Source organism: Gordonia sp. SID5947 (assembly GCF_009862785.1).
Taxonomy (GTDB): Bacteria; Actinomycetota; Actinomycetes; order Mycobacteriales; family Mycobacteriaceae; genus Gordonia.
This window is the reverse complement of record NZ_WWHU01000001.1, coordinates 1,574,608-1,590,038: the sequence shown is the minus strand read 5'-3', so window position 1 is coordinate 1,590,038 and position 15,431 is coordinate 1,574,608. Positions and strand designations below refer to the sequence as shown.

Here is a 15,431-nt window from a genome sequence, read left to right as displayed (position 1 = left end):
TCGGTTCAGTCGTGACGAGTGGTGTCGATCCCCAGGCTCATCCCGGCCAGCCCACGCCGCCGCACAGCCAACTTGTCGGCGATCGCGCGGAGGGCGGAGCCGGACGCGGAGTCCGGCGCGGAGAGGACCACCGGCATACCGCTGTCGCCACCTTCACGCAGGGTGGTCTCCAACGGCACCTGACCGAGCAATTCGACGGGCGCCCCGACCGCTCTGCTCAGGCGTTCGGCGACCAGTTCGCCGCCGCCGGAACCGAACGGTTCCATGCGGGAACCGTCGGGGAGCTCCATCCATGACATGTTCTCGACGACACCGAGGATCTTCTGACGCGTCTGCAGTGCGATCGCGCCGGCCCGCTCGGCGACCTCCGCGGCGGCCTGCTGCGGGGTGGTGACGACGAGGATCTCGGCCCCGGGGATCAGCTGGGCGATGGAGATCGCCACATCGCCCGTCCCGGGCGGCAAGTCGAGCAGCAGTACGTCGAGATCGCCCCAGTAGACGTCGGCGAGGAACTGCTGAAGGGCACGGTGGAGCATGGGTCCGCGCCACGTGACGGGGGTGTTCCCGTCGGTGAACTGTCCGATCGAGATGAACCGGACCCCGTGGTTCATCGGTGGCATGATCATGCGCTCGACCTGGGTGGGTTTGGCATCGCTGCCGAGCATCCGCGGCACCGAGTGGCCGTAGATGTCGGCGTCGAGGACACCGACGGTGAGGCCCCGCTCGGCGAGCGCGGTCGCGAGGTTCACGGTGACGCTCGACTTGCCGACGCCACCCTTGCCGGACGCGACCGCGTAGACGCGGGTCAGCGAGCCCGGCTGGGCAAACGGGATCACCGGTTCCGCTTTGTCGCCGCGGAGTTTCTTGCGCAGTTCGGTCCGCTGCTCGTCGTCCATCACGTCGAGCTCCACACGGACCGCGCCGACGCCCGGGACGTCTGCGACGGCGCCCTCCACGCGGCCGGATATCTCGGTACGCATCGGGCAGCCCGACGTGGTCAGGTACACGACGACGTCCACGCTGGCGTCGTCGTTGACCTCGATCGACTTGACCATCCCCAGGTCGGTGATGGGTTTGCCGATCTCGGGATCATCGACCTTGCTGAGGGCAGCGCGAACCGCGGATTCGGTGGGTACAACTCCGGTAGTCATCAACGCCAGCTTAACCGTCCGACGGACGTGGCCGGTCGCATGGGAGACCTCGATGCCCGGCATGGTCCGAGATCACCGGACCGATCAGCGGGCTGCGGGCGGCGGAGTGGTGGTCGTGGCGCCAGGACGAGCATTCGGGGCACGCTGCGGGGTCCCCGACGTCGGCGGCTTCTTCGGGGCCTGCTGCCTGGGCATCGGCCGCGGCGGCGGCAGCAGCTGGGTCGGTACCAGGTCGGGAGGCAGGCACAGTGCGCCGATGCAGGTCGGCAGCGGTGGCGGTGTGGAGGTGGTGGTGCTCTCCGACGTCGAGGGCGCCGACGAGCTCTGTCCCGGTGTGGAGGGCTTCGACGGCTTGCTCGTCGACGACTTGCGCGCCTTGCGCTTGGGCTCGGGGATCGGATTGGTCGGCATCACGCCGGTGGCGTACGCGGCAGCCCAGCTCAGCACGTTCGCCGCGTACTCCATCGAGTGGTTGTACCGCATCACCGCAGCGACCTTGTTCTTGTCGGCCATGATGTCGGAGACCCCGGAACACAGATAGCGGCCCGCCGAGTAGGTGGCGTCGAAGACGTTGTTCGGGTCGGCCTTCCCGTCACCGTTCGCGTCGGTACCCCAACTCGCCCAGGTCCCGGGGATGAACTGCATGGGGCCCATCGCGCGGTCGTGCGAGGAATCGCCGTCGATGCGGCCGCCGTCGGTGTCGCGGATCACCGCGTTACCGGCCAGCGTGCCGTTCAGCACCGGGCCGGCGATCGGGTTGATGGTGGTGCCGTACTGGTCGACCGAGCCGTTCGACGCGTGATTGGACTCGATACGCCCGATCCCGGCCAGCAGGAACCAGGGAAGTCTGCATTGCGGGGTATCGGATGCGACGCGGTTGGCCGCCAGTTTGTAGGCCTGCAGGACCACTCCGGGGATGCCGAGCGGCCCGGTCGGCAGCGAGCCGGTGATGCGGAACTGGGGAAGCGCCGTTGCCTCGGCCTCGACGCGCTTGGGCGGTGGGGCGAACCCGAGGAGGGTCACCGGACCGCCGGGCGCGATCTCGACGGTTGCGGCGAGTACTGCGGAGTCGGTCTCAGGCGTCGGGGTGGCGACGGTGCCACCGGCCGCACTCGACGTCGCTGCGGCGAGCATCATCGCTCCGACCAGGACGCCACCCGTGCCGACCGCGAGCGCGCGCCGGGGCAGGCGTGACCTGCGGGGACCCTGGGCGCGACGGAAGAGGGCGGGACTCATCGGGCTGTCCTCGCCCGCGTCCCAGCGATGGCCGGTCCTCGGACCGCCGTCGACTGCGCGTCCACACTGACTCCGTTGCTCTCACACACGTGCATGCCCGCCCCTGCAGTTCTTGCGGATTGTCGGACCCGCCGTGTCTTGGCTCCCCGGGCGTCCGACGTGTGACCCACCATACATATGGGTCTAATGCCCCAGTACAGGAACCCGACAATTCTTCACCACATGCATCTGTGGATTTGGTGAACCCACATGTGCCTGCCCGGTGGGGAGAGGCGGCCGACTCAGGGGTGGCGAGGAGTGTCCGAGCCGTCATCCGGTGTGGACAGGTCGCGGGGACCGGTGCCCAGGCGTGCGGTGAGCTCGTCGAGGAGATCGTCGAGTTCCTTGCGGAGATAGTCGCGGGTGACGGTGTCGCCGACGGCGAGGCGTACTGCGGCGAGTTCGCGGGCGAGGAACTCGGTGTCCGCCTTGGTCTGCGCGGACCGGATCCGGTCTTCGTCGAGGGCGACCTTGTCGCGGTTCTCCTGTCGGTTCTGGGCGAGCAGGATCAGCGGGGCGGCATAGGCCGCCTGGGTGGAGAACGCCAGATTGAGCAGGATGAACGGATACGGATCCCATCGCCATGACACCGCGACGAGGTTCAGCGCCACCCACACGATGACGATGACGGTCTGGATGGCGAGGTAGCGCCCGGTCCCGAGGAACCGTGCGATGCGCTCGGCGTAGACACCGATGACGTCGGAGTCGAGGTTGAACGACAGTCGGCGATTCGGGCGGGGTGTGTCGAGGCGACGGCCGGGCTGTTCGGTGGTCACGCACCCGCTCCTGCGGGATTGATGCCGGACAGGTCGCCGATCGGTCCGGTGTCCTCGGGCTCGGTCTCGCGCCAGTCGCGTGGCAGGAGCTGATCGAGGAGGTCGTCGACACTGACCGCCCCCAACAGGTGCCCCTCCTCGTCGACCACCGGGCCGCAGACCAGGTTGTAGGTCGCGAAATAGCGCGTGACGGCTTCCAGTGAGTCCTCGGGCTGCATGTGTGCGAGATCGCTGTCGAGGATGCCGCCGACGATGTTGGCCGGCGGTTCGCGCAGCAGCGCCTGCAGATGTGCGCAGCCGAGATACTTGCCGGTCGGTGTCGCCGTCGGCGGGCGCACGACGAACACCAGGCTCGCCGCCGCCGGCGTCACATCCGGATTGCGTACGCGTGCAAGGGTTTCCGCGACGGTGGTGGATGCGGTGACGATGATGGGCTCGGAGGTCATCAGACCGCCCGCGGTGTCGGGGGAGTGGGTCAGGAGTCGCCGGACCGGTTCCGACTCCTCTGGATCCATGCGTTCGAGCAGCGACTCGGCCTCCGCATCGGGGAGTTCGCCGAGAAGGTCTGCGGCGTCGTCGGGATCCATGGCCTCGAGAATGTCCACCGCGCGACCGAGTTCGAGGTGGGCGAGCAGGTCGGTCTGATCGTCGGGCGGGAGTTCCTGCAGGACGTCGGCGAGACGCTCGTCGTCGAGCGCCGCCGCGATCTCGTCGCGGCGCTTGGTCGGTAGTTCGCGCAGTGCGTTCGCCACGTCGGCCGCGCGCATGCCCTCGAACTGCATGAGCGCTTGCGCGACACCCTGGCCCGGTAGGTTCAGCTCGGTCTGGGTGAGTCCGTGGACGTGATGCCACTCGACGACGTGCGTCTCGCCGCGGCGGCGGAATCCCTTGCGTCCGGGGCGGACAGCCACCCGCGACACCACCCAGTCCCTGGTACGGGTGCGCTCGATGCCCAGATCGACGACGTTGACGTCCATCCCGGCGAGATCGGAGAGGTCGGGATCGTCCACGCGCACCCGGGAATCCAGGATCTGTCCGATCGCGAGCGCCTCGCCCGGCCGCAGATGAAGCCGGCGCAGACTCACCGTGCCGGTGTTGAGCGTCACGGCCTGGGGCTCGATCGCTGTCACACGCAGCATCGGGACAAAGATCCGTCGTCGGGTGGTCAACTCCACGGCGAGACCGAGTACGCGAGGCTGCTGACCCGTCATGCGAACCGCGACGACGACGTCGCGGACCCGACCGATCGACTCGCCGTCGGGTCCGAGCACGGCCAAGCCCACCAATCTGGCCACAAACACCTTGCTCACGGACGCCATGCGAGTAAGGGTAGTGGGTACAGGACCCGGCGCCGCGCACATCCGGGCGGTGCCGTCGCGCCGAGCGCGTGCGCCACCGCCCACGACTGTGCATTCTTGATGGCGAGGCCGTGACACCTGCCACCGTCCTGGAGGGCGTCCGGGCGGTGTCGGCGGCGTGAGAAGACACCCGAGAGAGGATCCGAGATGACCAACCCGATGCGCCAGGGTCGCGAGACCCCCGGCCTGCCGACGCCACCGAAGGGGTGGCCGATCGGGTCATACGGCACCTATGCCGAGGCGCAGCACGCTGTCGATTACCTGGCCGACCAGGACTTCACCGTCCAGGACGTGACGATCGTCGGCGTCGACCTGATGCAGGTGGAGCGGGTGATCGGCCGCCTCACGTGGGGCAAGGTGGTCGGCGGCGGCATCGTTTCCGGCGCGTGGCTAGGCCTGTTCTTCGGCTTGCTCGTGACGTTGGTGGTCAGCGGTGCGGGTCTGGCGCCCGTGCTGTTCGGACTGGTCGGTGGCATCGTCTTCGGGCTCATCTCCGCGACCATCCCGTACGCCGCGACGCGTGGCCAGCGAGACTTCGCCTCGACGATGCAGCTGGTCGCGGGGCGATACGACGTCTTGTGCGACCCCCGGAGCGCCGAGAAGGCGCGTGACATGTTGAGCCGCCTGACTCCCTGACATCACCGGCGATTCACCCCGGTGAAACCGCGCTGCAGTTCGGCGGAGATCACGATTCCCGCATGTTCTGGCACGCCCATGCCGATTGTGTTGCATGTCACGAACTGCGACATATAACGTTACGCAGCAAACGCCGACCGGTGCAGCCTCGTTGTCTTGCACCGCGAACGACATCAAGGAGGCTGCGTGCGGTTCTGGGCTGGCAGTTCCGAATCCGGTCGAAATCCTGTGGGGGGACATCCCGGCCACGGATCCCGAAGCGGGGTAAGGCGAAAACTGGTGGTGGCCGCGGCTGCGCTGGTCACGGCACTGCCGATCGTGACGGCCTGCGGGTCGGGTTACACGCCCAAGGTGCTCAACATCTATCCGCCCGCGGACGGCGCGTCGTTCATCGACGAGGTCGGGCAGAAGTGCTCGGCCGACTCCGCCGGTGCGTACAAGATCGTCACCACGCCTCTGCCGAAGTCGGCCGACGATCAGCGACTCCAGCTGGCCCGGCGCCTCGCAGGCAACGACCCCGGCCTCGATCTGATGGGCATGGACGTGGTGTGGACGGCGGAGTTCGCCGACGCCGGCTGGATCGAGCCGGTGCCGGAAGCCTTGGCCGCCAAGGTCGCCGCGACCAACCTGGGCGGGCCACGCGAGACGGCCATGTGGAAGACGGACGAGGACGCCGCGAAGCGCCTGTACGCGATCCCGACCTGGACCAACACCCAATTGCTCTGGTATCGGCCGGATCTGATGCGCAAATACCTCAACAAGTCTGCCGCACCCACCACGTGGGACGAGATGCTCGCCGACACCGAGGCGATCCGCCGCAAGGGCGGGCCGAGCTACATCATGGTGCAGGGCAAGCAATATGAAGGCCTGATGGTCTGGTTCAACTCGGTGCTCGCGAGTGCCGGGGGTTCGGTGGTCGGCACCGACGACCCGAACAAGGTCACGCTCAACGACACCCCCGCGCACCGCGCGGCGACCGTGAAGGCGTTGCGGGTCCTCAAGGCGATCGCGACCGCCCCCGGCCATGATCCGTCCCTCACGAACTCCGACGAGTCGTCGGCGCGGTTGGGGATGGAGAACGGCAGCGCGGCCTTCGAGGTCAACTGGCCGTTCGTGTTCTCGTCGATGCGGTCCAATGCGGCGGCGGGCGACGTCCCGTTCTTTCCCGAGATGCAGCAGTACGCAGGCATGCTGGCGGAGGACGCCGAGAACCCGCCCACCGACGCGCAACTCGGCCCGGTGAACAAGACGGTCCGCACCAAGTTCAACTTCGCGCGGTATCCGGGGGTCAGCAAGGATCTGCCGGCCAGATCCACGCTGGGTGGCGTGAACATCGCGGTCGCGAGTACCTCGCAGCAGAAGGACCCGGCCTTCAAGGCGGCCGAATGCCTGACGAACGAGGCAGCGCAGAAGGTCTACTCGGTGGACGGCGGTACTCCGCCGACCATCGCGTCCATCTACGACGACCCGGACTTCAAGGCTGCGTACCCCATGGGTGACGACATCCGGACCCAGCTCGAGAGCAGGAATGCCGCGTTGCGGCCGGCTTCGCCGGTCTACCAGGCGATCTCGACGCTGCTCACGGCGAAACTGAGTCCGGTGGGTGCATGGAATCCCGAGACGCTGGTCGACGAACTCGCCGACCAGGTCCGCAAGGCGATCGATGGGGAGGGCCTGATCCCATGACAACCGGCGACAACGGCGAGCAGCGGTCGCGACCGGGCCGCCACAGCCTTCCCGAGAACGACACACCGGCGCGGGAACCGTCGGTCCGGCCACCGTCGACCGGTGACACCGGCGCGCAACCGGTGTACTCCGACGCATGGACCCCGCCCGCAACCGGTGCGGCGTCCGAGGCCGGCGGCGCCGCTGTCGCGCAGCCGTCCGGCGGGGGCGTCGCCGTCGCCGAACGGCGACCGGCCGCTGCGGCCAAGGGTGGCAAGAAGTTGAGTGAGGGCAAGGCCGCCGAGCGGCGACTGGCGTTCTGGCTCGTGGCACCCGCGGCGATCATGATGGCGCTCGTCACCGGCTACCCGATCGTGTACGCGATCTGGCTGTCGCTGAACAAGTCCAGTCTCTCGGCCCCCGGTGAGCGCAGCTTCGTCTGGTTCGAGAACTACGCCACCGTGCTCACGGACAATTACTGGTGGACGGCGTTCTCGGTGACCCTCGGGATCACCATCGTCTCGGTGGCGATCGAGTTGGTGCTCGGCATGGCGATCGCACTTGTCATGCACCGCACCATCTTCGGCAAGGGCACCATCCGAACCGTCGTGCTGATCCCGTACGGCATCGTGACCGTGGCAGCCGCATTCTCCTGGTATTACGCGTGGACGCCGGAGACCGGCTATCTCGCCAACCTGCTGCCCGATGGCAGCGCGCCGCTCACCCAGCAGTGGCCGTCGCTCGCCATCATCGTGCTCGCGGAGGTCTGGAAGACCACCCCGTTCATGGCGCTGCTGCTCCTCGCAGGCCTCGCCCTGGTGCCCGACGACCTGCTCAAGGCCGCTCAGGTGGACGGCGCGGGGGCGTGGACACGCCTGTGGCGCATCATCATCCCGTTGATGAAGCCGGCCATCCTGGTCGCACTGCTGTTCCGCACGCTCGATGCGTTCCGTGTCTTCGACAACATCTACGTGCTCACCCGAGGGTCCAACAACACGTATTCGGTGTCGATGCTGGGCTACGACAACCTGTTCAAGGCATTCAACCTCGGCGTGGGCTCGGCGATCAGCATCCTGATCTTCATCTGCGTCGCGATCATCGCGTTCATCTTCATCAAGGGCTTCGGCACCGCGGCGCCCGGTTCCGAGAACGAGGGGAGGTAGGGCCGCGTGAAAACCGGAATCGGAAACAAGGCCTGGTGGTCGGTCGCCAACATCCTGGTGATCCTCTATGCGATCATCCCGCTGCTGTGGATCGTGAGTCTGTCGTTCAAGCCCCCGGGCAGCGTCAAGGACGGCAGTTTCATCCCCAAAGAATGGACCTGGGACAACTACGCGGGCATCTTCGAGACGAGCGCCTTCACCAGCGCGTTGCGGAACTCGATCGGCATCGGCCTCATCACCACCCTGATCGCGGTGATCCTGGGCACCATGGCCGCTTATGCGGTGGCTCGGCTGGACTTCCCGGGCAAGAAGCTGTTGATCGGCGCGGCACTGCTGATCGCGATGTTCCCGCAGATCTCCCTTGTCACACCGTTGTTCAACATCGAGCGCAACCTGGGTCTGTTCGATACCTGGCCCGGCCTCATCCTGCCGTACATCACTTTCGCACTGCCCCTGGCGATCTACACGCTCTCGGCCTTCTTCCGGGAGATCCCCTGGGAACTGGAGAAGGCGGCCAAGATGGACGGGGCCACGCCGTGGCAGGCCTTCCGCAAGGTCATCGCACCCCTCGCGGCTCCGGGCGTGGTGACCGCGGCCATCCTGGTCTTCATCTTCGCGTGGAACGACCTGCTGCTGGCCCTGTCGCTGACCTCAACCGAGCGCGCCATCACCGCCCCGGTGGCGATCGCCAACTTCACCGGTGACAGTCAGTTCGAGGAACCCACCGGTTCGATTGCGGCGGCCGCCGTGGTCATCACCATTCCGATCATCATCTTCGTGCTCTTCTTCCAACGTCGAATCGTGGCCGGGTTGACCTCCGGCGCGGTGAAGGGATAACCCATGGCCGACATCGTTCTGGACAACGTCACCAAGCAGTACCCGGACGGGTCGACCGCGGTCCACGGGGTGAACGTCGAGATCGCCGACGGGGAGTTCATCATCCTGGTCGGCCCGTCCGGGTGTGGGAAGTCCACCACCCTCAACATGATCGCCGGTCTCGAGGACATCTCCTCGGGCGAACTCCGGATCGGTGGGGAGCGGGTCAACGACCGCGCACCCAAGGACCGGGACATCGCGATGGTGTTCCAGAGCTATGCGCTCTACCCGCACATGTCGGTGCGGGAGAACATCGCATTTCCACTGACGCTCGCGAAGCTGTCGAAATCGGAGATCGCCGCCAAGGTCGACGAGGCGGCCAAGATCCTCGACCTCGGGCCGTACCTGGACCGCAAGCCCGCCAACCTGTCCGGCGGTCAGCGGCAGCGAGTCGCGATGGGGCGCGCGATCGTCCGCTCGCCCAAGGCATTCCTGATGGACGAACCGCTGTCGAACCTGGATGCGAAACTCCGTGTGCAGATGCGGACCGAGATCGCCCGCCTGCAGAACCGGTTGGGCACCACCACCGTCTACGTCACCCACGATCAGACCGAGGCGATGACCCTCGGCGACCGGGTCGTGGTGCTGCGCGGTGGCCACGTGCAGCAGATCGGCACCCCGCAGGAGTTGTACAACACACCTGCCAATCTGTTCGTCGCCGGCTTCATCGGATCACCTGCGATGAATTTCCTGCCCGGACGGATCGGCAGTGACGGCATCGACACCCCCATCGGCCGGGTCGCGGTACCCGACCATCAGCAGATCGTCACCAACGCCCAACGTGCCAAGAGCGGCGGTGATGTGCTGGTCGGCCTCCGTCCCGAGCATCTCGAGGACGCGGCGCTCGTCGATGCGGCCACCCGGTCGAACGGGTCCACGCTGACGGCGAACGTGGATGTCATCGAGTCGATGGGTTCGGACAACTACGTGTACTTCACGGTCGACGCGCCGCCGGCGGCCAGCGACGCTCTCGACGAGCTCGCCGCGGACTCCGGGGCGGAGATCGGTGGCGGCCAGATGATCGCACGCGTGTCGCCGGAGTCCCGGATCGCCCGCGGGGGTACGGCCGAACTGTTCTACGACAGTTCGAAGGTCGCCGTGTTCGATCAGTCGTCGGGGGTTAACCTGCGTCTCGGCTGACGCGGGCGTGGTGTAATCCGCGCATGGTGTCGGTGAACTCGTCGGCGGGTCCGTCGACCTCGACGCCGGGCGCGACCTGCTGGATCGACAACGCCGTGACCGGAGCTGGCGCCGCGCCCCACTCGTCGAGCCACGTACCCAGCTGAGCGCCCGACGTGGCGTACACGATACGTCCGAGGCCGACCCAGGCGTGCGCCGCCGAACACATCGGACAATGCTCGCCCGACGTGTAGACCGTGGACGACGCACGCTGTGCCGGAGACAGATTGGTTGCCGCCCAGCGGGCTATCGCGAATTCCGGGTGCTGTGTGGCATCGCCGCCGGACACCCGGTTGCGATCGGCGAAGAGCTCGGTCCCGTCCTCGGCCACCAGCGTCGAGCCGAACGGTTCGTCACCGGCGTCGAGGGCCGCTCGTGCCAGATCCACACAGCGGCGCAGATGTCCGATGTCGGTGGGGGTGATGGTCATGCCCTCGTTCTCCCTGATCGTTCGCAATCGGTCTGGCCAGGCGACGATCAGCGTCGGCGCCGTCGGCCCTGGTCGTGTAGCTCCCGCAGGATGTCGTCATCCCAGATGTGTTTGCGCACCAGGCGATAACGCTCGCACGCGAGCCAGAGATAGAGTTCGGCGTCACTGGTGAGGTCCGGCCGGACGTCGGCACGCCGCGCCATCCGGACCACCGGCAGGAATTCTTCGCCGAACCATCGGCGGGCCACCTCCGGGCGACTGAGGAACTCGCCGATCTCCTGGCTGAGCCGAAAACCCCACGCCTCGACGTTCTCCGAGAGCTCGGCGTAGTCGAACGGATCCGAGAAGCGGATGGCCGCGGCCTGTGCGCCGGCGAGCGGAACCCGGGACAGGAAGAGGCGTCGGTGGTCTTTCATGATCAGGTCGGACGCGGCGTTGATGCCTTCGGGCGAGATGCGCGTGTGGATCTCGGTGACGTATGCATCGATGATGTGCAGGTGGCGGGCGATGGCGATCGAGACGCGGTGGTGACCGTCGAGCACGAAATGCATCGAGCCGATGCGGTAGAGCCGTACCGGCGGCACCGATTCGCCGCGTCGCTGCGCCGCCGCCAGACGCTGCCACCGCTCCCGGATGCGCGACGACGTGGGCCGGAAATAGCGGTCGAAATCCTTTGTGCGGTCCACGCTTCCGACGATGGACTCGACCTCGACCTGTGCAAGTCCGAGGTAGGTATCGCCGATCCGGCCGAGCGCGGCGACGACCTCGTCGAACGGCAGGACAGTGTTCACGTCGGCGGGCTGCCGGGTGAACCAGGCGACGAGCCGCGACATCTCGGCGTGCCGTCGCATCCGGGTGAAGTCGTTCTCCGCGTCCGCATCCGGGAATCCGGTGTCACGAGCCATGACGTCGCCTCACGATCTGGAATTCGCGACTGCCGGGGGTGATGTCGAACTGGCAGTAACCCACCACGTTCATCGATGTCGTCGCGTCACCGATCATCGTGTCGATCGGCTTCGCGCCGAACGGGTGGACGTGACCGTGCACGAGCAGCGTGGGCTGCAGCGACCGCACCAGTCCGTGGTAGCAGTCGAAGCCACGGTGCGGCACGTCGTCGCCGTCACCGACCCCGCGTGCCGGGCTGTGGGTCAGCAGGATGTCGGGGGTGGCCCGGGTACAGCTCAGGCGCCAGGAGCGGATCCGCTGCTGCATGTCGGAGTACTGGTTGGGCCCGTCGTTGTAACGTCGGCATCCGCCGAGCCCGCTGATCCGCAACCCTGCCACCGTCACGGTCCGTCGATCGGCGTTGATCGCACCTCGCGGTCCGGGATCGTCGGTGGGCAGCCCCGCCCGGATCCATCCGGTTCGGCTGTGGCGGTAACCGGTCAGGTCGCGGTCGTGATTGCCGGGAACGTAGACACATGGGGCGTCGCAGAGGGTGCTGAGCACCTCGAGGTACTCGAACGGCAGGTCGCCGGCACCGAGAATGATGTCGGGACGCGCGTCGATGCCGACCCCGAAGGTCAGGGAGTCGACGACCTCATCGGCCACCGCGAGGACTCGTACCACGCATTCAGGCTAGGCCATCACGCCTACTACGGTGGATGCGTGAGCGACGCCGTGACGGACCGGATCAATGGATACCTCGCCGAACGGCTCGATGCCCAACCGCAGCGAGCCTCGGTGACCTTCCTCGGCGTCGAGCCGATCGACGTACTGCGCTTCCTGGCCGGTGACGATCTCGTCTACGTCACGGTGGGGTGTGCCCGCCATCCGATGTCGGAGCCGACCGACATCCATGCCGACCCCGTGCGCGGGCCACGAGTCGAGCTCGTCGTCCGGATGCACGCGGGAGCCCCACTGCCCGGACTGCACCGGCGGATGGCCACGTTGGCCGCGGCGCCGGCCGTCGAGGGCCTCATCATCGGGGCGGACGCCCTGATCGATCTCTCCGAGCCGGTCTGGGACGGTTCGGCATGCACCGCCGTCCTCCTGGAGGCCGATGACCTCGGCGAAGTGGCCCTCGACGAACCGATGGACCCTGTGCGATTCCTGCGGGCCGTGCCGATCACCGCCAACGAGGCCGCCTGGGTGCGTCTCAAAGGGGCGACCGCACTGCGGGATGCCTGGGCCGAGGCCGGGATCGATGTCCGATCGCCGGATCGGGCGGCCGCGAAACTCTAGCGGGTGATCACAGCCAGTTGTGACGGCGGAAGACCACCCATAGTCCCGCGCATGCGACGATCAGCAGCACGATCACGGTGGGATAGGCCCAGTGCTGGTGGAGTTCGGGCATGTAGTCGAAGTTCATGCCGTAGATTCCCGCCACCATGGTGGGGACCGCTGCGATGGCGACCCACGACGAGATCTTGCGCATGTCGGTGTTCTGCTGAATCCCCACCTTTGCGGCCGCCGTGCCGATCAGCGAGGACAGCACCTCGTCGTACTCGACGATCCGGTCGATGACGGTGGTCAGGTGGTCGGCGACATCGCGGAAGTGCCGGCGGATCTCTTTGGGCACCAACGGGTTCTGCCCGGTGAGACGGGCCAGCGGCCCCGTCAGCGGGGTCACCGCGCGGCGCAGTTCGAGAACCTCGCGTTTGAGGAGATAGACCGGATCGATGTTCAGCGACCGCCGCGGGCCGAAGACGGATTCCTCGATGGCGAGGATGTCGCTCTCCATCTCGTCGGTGACCGCGAGATAACTGTCGACGACCAGATCGGCGATCGCGTGCAAGACCGCGGTGGGCCCCAGGACGAGGCGCTCCGGTCTGGCCTCGAGGCGTCGCCGCAGGCCCGACAGGTGGGTGTGGTCGCCGTGCCGCACCGTGATGACGAAGTCGGCCCCGACGAAGATCATGATCTCGCCGGTCTCCACCACCTCGCTGGCCTGTTCCATCGACTCGTGCTCGACGTATTTGACCGTCCGCAAGACCAGGAACTGGGTGTCGTCGTAGACCTCGAGCTTGGGTCGCTGGTGGGCATGTACGGCATCCTCGACCATCAATTCGTGCAGGCCGAAGACCTCGGCGACGCCCTGCATCTGCTCGTCGTCGGGGGAGTGCAGGCCGAGCCAGACGAAACCCTCGCCCGTCGAGCGAACCCGGTCGAGCGCGGAGGTGTAGGAGATGTACCCCGCCTGGCGGTGGCCGTCGATGTAGACCGCACAGTCCACGACGGCGCGCGCCACCGGCACCGGTATCCGCGGCAGCGGCCGCTTCTCCCGGCGCGGGGGGACCAGTCCGCCGGGGCGCAGGTGTGGCATCGAGGGCACGACTCGGATGCTACTCGTAAGATCGCCGCGTGCCCTTTGACGCAACGGTCTACACGACCACCCTGATCACACTGGTGGTGATCATGGACCCGCCGGGGCAGATCCCGCTCTTCCTGAGCCTCGTCGGCCACCGATCGCCCGAGTACCGCAAGCGCGCGGCGTGGCAGGCACCGCTCGTGAGTCTGTTCGTGATCAGTGTGTTCGCGATCGGTGGCAAGGCCATCCTGAACTACGTGCACATCGGTATCCCGGCCCTGCAGGGGGCCGGTGGTCTGCTGCTGTTGCTGGTCGCGTTGCAGCTGTTGACCGGACTCGGCAACGCAGGAAAACCGCAGGCGAGCGACGACGTCAACGTCGCGCTGGTCCCGCTGGGTACCCCGCTGCTGGCGGGGCCGGGGGCCATTGCGGCCGTCATCGTCGAGGTCGGCAATGTCGCGGGTGACACCGGTGGGTACCTCGCGATCGCGGCGGCCATCGTGAGCGTCCATCTCATCGTGATGATCGTGCTCCGCTACGCCACCGTCCTCATCCGGGTGTTGGGGGTCGGCGGGATCACGCTGCTGGCCAAGATCGCAGGCCTCCTGCTCGCTGCCATCGCCGTCCAGTTGATCGCCGACTCCATTGCCGGTTTCATCGCGGCCTCCGGCTAACGTGGTGGCGTGATCAAGCGTGCCGCGACAGCGATCCTGACGGTCCTCGCCCTCGCCGCAGTGGCCGGGTGCTCGGAGTCTGCGCCATCGGCGGGACAGCTGGTGATGGGGGCGCCCGCATCTCCGTCGATGCAGGTGATGGCGCAGATCTATGCGGGTGCGTTGCGGCACGCCGGCAGCGCTGTCTCGATGACCGTGCCGCGAGGGACCTATCGTTCCCTGCTCGACGACATGGATGCCACCACAGTCGACCTCTTTCCGGCATTCAGCGGGCGGCTGCTGGCAGAACTCGCACCGCAATCGGCCCCGCCCACTGCCGATGCCGTGTACACCGAGCTGAATCGGTCACTGCCGCAAGGTGTCTCCGTCGGCGATGCGACAACTGTCTCGGCCACCCCGCAGGTCTTCGTCGCTGCCTCGGTCGCCGACCGGGGCGGCGTCACCGCGCTGGCGGACTGCGCGCGACTGTCGCCAGGCCTGCCGCTGGTGGTGGTGGGGGCCCCGGACGGACCGACGGTCGATGCGCTCAGCGCGGCAGGCTGCCGATTCGGCCCGGTGGAATCGGTGCCATCCACTTCCGCGGTCGTCCGGCGGGTCGCCGGTGGTGGGGCCGTCGGTCTCCTCACCCCGCTCGACGTCGCGGGCGACGATGCCGAGGGCGTCTCCGGGGACATCCGGGCGCTCACCGCACCCAAATCGGCAAAGGACGACGGTGCGTCGGGCACCGCCGAGACCTCACCCTCGCGATCGACTCACGAGGCCGCCCCGAACGGCGACGAGGAGCTCGCGACGGGGCCGCGCGCCGAGCAGTTGGTGCCGGTGTACCGGACGGCGGCGCTGTCACGCGATCAGGTGAAAACGGTCAACAAGGTGGCCGGCGAGATGACCACCGCGGATCTGGCGACCCTGGCGAGAAAGGCCGCCGCGGGCGAACCCGCCGCCGTTCTCGCCAACGGGTGGCTGGCCGAACACGGTCTGTAGGTCGGCACGGCCACCCG

16 protein-coding genes are annotated in these 15,431 nt (G+C 67.4%); 8 read left to right on the top strand and 8 right to left on the bottom strand.

What is annotated here, in order from left to right:
- Positions 1-5 precede the first annotated feature (5 nt).
- The 4 genes from GTV32_RS07330 to GTV32_RS07315 all read right to left on the bottom strand — a co-directional run bounded on the left by GTV32_RS07330 (position 6) and on the right by GTV32_RS07315 (position 4,521).
- A complete protein-coding gene (locus GTV32_RS07330; RefSeq protein ID WP_161059574.1) occupies positions 6-1,151 on the bottom strand; it encodes an Mrp/NBP35 family ATP-binding protein in 1,146 nt (381 codons plus the stop codon).
- A gap of 84 nt (positions 1,152-1,235) precedes the next feature.
- Positions 1,236-2,387: a lytic murein transglycosylase gene (locus GTV32_RS07325; protein WP_161059573.1), complete on the bottom strand. Its 1,152-nt coding sequence runs from the start codon at positions 2,385-2,387 to the stop codon at positions 1,236-1,238.
- Between the two features lie 281 nt (positions 2,388-2,668).
- Positions 2,669-3,202: a DUF1003 domain-containing protein gene (locus tag GTV32_RS07320; protein WP_161059572.1), complete on the bottom strand. Its 534-nt coding sequence runs from the start codon at positions 3,200-3,202 to the stop codon at positions 2,669-2,671.
- Complete coding sequence (locus GTV32_RS07315) at positions 3,199-4,521, bottom strand: CBS domain-containing protein (RefSeq protein WP_161059571.1); 1,323 nt, start codon at positions 4,519-4,521, stop codon at positions 3,199-3,201. The genes GTV32_RS07320 and GTV32_RS07315 overlap by 4 nt, the downstream gene beginning before the upstream one ends.
- A 186-nt stretch (positions 4,522-4,707) precedes the next feature.
- Here GTV32_RS07315 and GTV32_RS07310 point away from each other — a divergent pair, with 186 nt between their 5' ends.
- The 5 genes from GTV32_RS07310 (at position 4,708) to ugpC (ending at position 10,040) form a co-directional block, all read left to right on the top strand.
- Entirely contained in the window at positions 4,708-5,196 is a 489-nt protein-coding gene (locus tag GTV32_RS07310) for a general stress protein (RefSeq protein WP_161059570.1), read from the top strand.
- Between the two features lie 279 nt (positions 5,197-5,475).
- The gene (locus GTV32_RS07305) at positions 5,476-6,882 is read left to right on the top strand and encodes an extracellular solute-binding protein (protein ID WP_343287237.1); all 1,407 of its coding nucleotides are present in this window, start codon (positions 5,476-5,478) and stop codon (positions 6,880-6,882) included.
- Positions 6,879-8,024, top strand: coding sequence for a sugar ABC transporter permease (locus GTV32_RS07300; RefSeq protein ID WP_161059568.1), 1,146 nt, complete (start codon positions 6,879-6,881; stop codon positions 8,022-8,024). The genes GTV32_RS07305 and GTV32_RS07300 overlap by 4 nt, the downstream gene beginning before the upstream one ends.
- Positions 8,025-8,030: 6 nt before the next feature.
- Positions 8,031-8,861 (top strand): carbohydrate ABC transporter permease, encoded by an 831-nt coding sequence (locus GTV32_RS07295; RefSeq protein ID WP_161059567.1) that lies wholly within the window; start codon positions 8,031-8,033, stop codon positions 8,859-8,861.
- A 3-nt stretch (positions 8,862-8,864) separates the two neighbouring features.
- The gene (gene ugpC, locus GTV32_RS07290) at positions 8,865-10,040 is read left to right on the top strand and encodes a sn-glycerol-3-phosphate ABC transporter ATP-binding protein UgpC (protein WP_161059566.1); all 1,176 of its coding nucleotides are present in this window, start codon (positions 8,865-8,867) and stop codon (positions 10,038-10,040) included.
- On the opposite strand, the gene GTV32_RS07285 is transcribed toward ugpC, so the two are convergent.
- The 3 genes from GTV32_RS07285 to GTV32_RS07275 are packed head-to-tail and all read right to left on the bottom strand — an operon-like array spanning position 10,021 to position 12,078.
- Entirely contained in the window at positions 10,021-10,509 is a 489-nt protein-coding gene (locus tag GTV32_RS07285; RefSeq protein ID WP_161059565.1) for a nucleoside deaminase, read from the bottom strand. The genes ugpC and GTV32_RS07285 overlap by 20 nt on opposite strands.
- A gap of 47 nt (positions 10,510-10,556) precedes the next feature.
- Entirely contained in the window at positions 10,557-11,414 is an 858-nt protein-coding gene (locus GTV32_RS07280) for a chromosome partitioning protein ParB (RefSeq protein WP_161059564.1), read from the bottom strand.
- Entirely contained in the window at positions 11,404-12,078 is a 675-nt protein-coding gene (locus tag GTV32_RS07275; RefSeq protein ID WP_161059563.1) for a metallophosphoesterase family protein, read from the bottom strand. Before GTV32_RS07275 ends, GTV32_RS07280 begins: the two co-directional genes overlap by 11 nt.
- A 39-nt stretch (positions 12,079-12,117) precedes the next feature.
- Between GTV32_RS07275 and GTV32_RS07270 the strand changes: the two genes are divergently transcribed.
- Positions 12,118-12,693, top strand: coding sequence for a suppressor of fused domain protein (locus GTV32_RS07270; RefSeq protein WP_161059562.1), 576 nt, complete (start codon positions 12,118-12,120; stop codon positions 12,691-12,693).
- A 7-nt stretch (positions 12,694-12,700) separates the two neighbouring features.
- Here the strand turns inward: GTV32_RS07270 and GTV32_RS07265 are convergent, their stop codons facing one another.
- Entirely contained in the window at positions 12,701-13,774 is a 1,074-nt protein-coding gene (locus tag GTV32_RS07265) for a magnesium and cobalt transport protein CorA (protein WP_202422252.1), read from the bottom strand.
- A 38-nt stretch (positions 13,775-13,812) separates the two neighbouring features.
- Here GTV32_RS07265 and GTV32_RS07260 point away from each other — a divergent pair, with 38 nt between their 5' ends.
- A complete protein-coding gene (locus GTV32_RS07260; protein ID WP_161059560.1) occupies positions 13,813-14,433 on the top strand; it encodes a MarC family protein in 621 nt (206 codons plus the stop codon).
- Between the two features lie 9 nt (positions 14,434-14,442).
- Entirely contained in the window at positions 14,443-15,414 is a 972-nt protein-coding gene (locus GTV32_RS07255; protein ID WP_161059559.1) for a glycine betaine ABC transporter substrate-binding protein, read from the top strand.
- The last annotated feature ends 17 nt before the right edge of the window (positions 15,415-15,431 follow it).

Excerpts from the sequence above, each read along its gene's own strand:
- GTV32_RS07330 (WP_161059574.1), bottom strand. The coding sequence starts at position 1,151 with ATGACTACCGGAGTTGTACCCACCGAATCCGCGGTTCGCGCTGCCCTC.
- GTV32_RS07325 (WP_161059573.1), bottom strand. The coding sequence starts at position 2,387 with ATGAGTCCCGCCCTCTTCCGTCGCGCCCAGGGTCCCCGCAGGTCACGC.
- GTV32_RS07315 (WP_161059571.1), bottom strand. The coding sequence starts at position 4,521 with ATGGCGTCCGTGAGCAAGGTGTTTGTGGCCAGATTGGTGGGCTTGGCC.
- GTV32_RS07310 (WP_161059570.1), top strand. The coding sequence starts at position 4,708 with ATGACCAACCCGATGCGCCAGGGTCGCGAGACCCCCGGCCTGCCGACG.
- GTV32_RS07300 (WP_161059568.1), top strand. The coding sequence starts at position 6,879 with ATGACAACCGGCGACAACGGCGAGCAGCGGTCGCGACCGGGCCGCCAC.
- ugpC (WP_161059566.1), top strand. The coding sequence starts at position 8,865 with ATGGCCGACATCGTTCTGGACAACGTCACCAAGCAGTACCCGGACGGG.
- GTV32_RS07285 (WP_161059565.1), bottom strand. The coding sequence starts at position 10,509 with ATGACCATCACCCCCACCGACATCGGACATCTGCGCCGCTGTGTGGAT.
- GTV32_RS07280 (WP_161059564.1), bottom strand. The coding sequence starts at position 11,414 with ATGGCTCGTGACACCGGATTCCCGGATGCGGACGCGGAGAACGACTTC.
- GTV32_RS07265 (WP_202422252.1), bottom strand. The coding sequence starts at position 13,774 with ATGCCACACCTGCGCCCCGGCGGACTGGTCCCCCCGCGCCGGGAGAAG.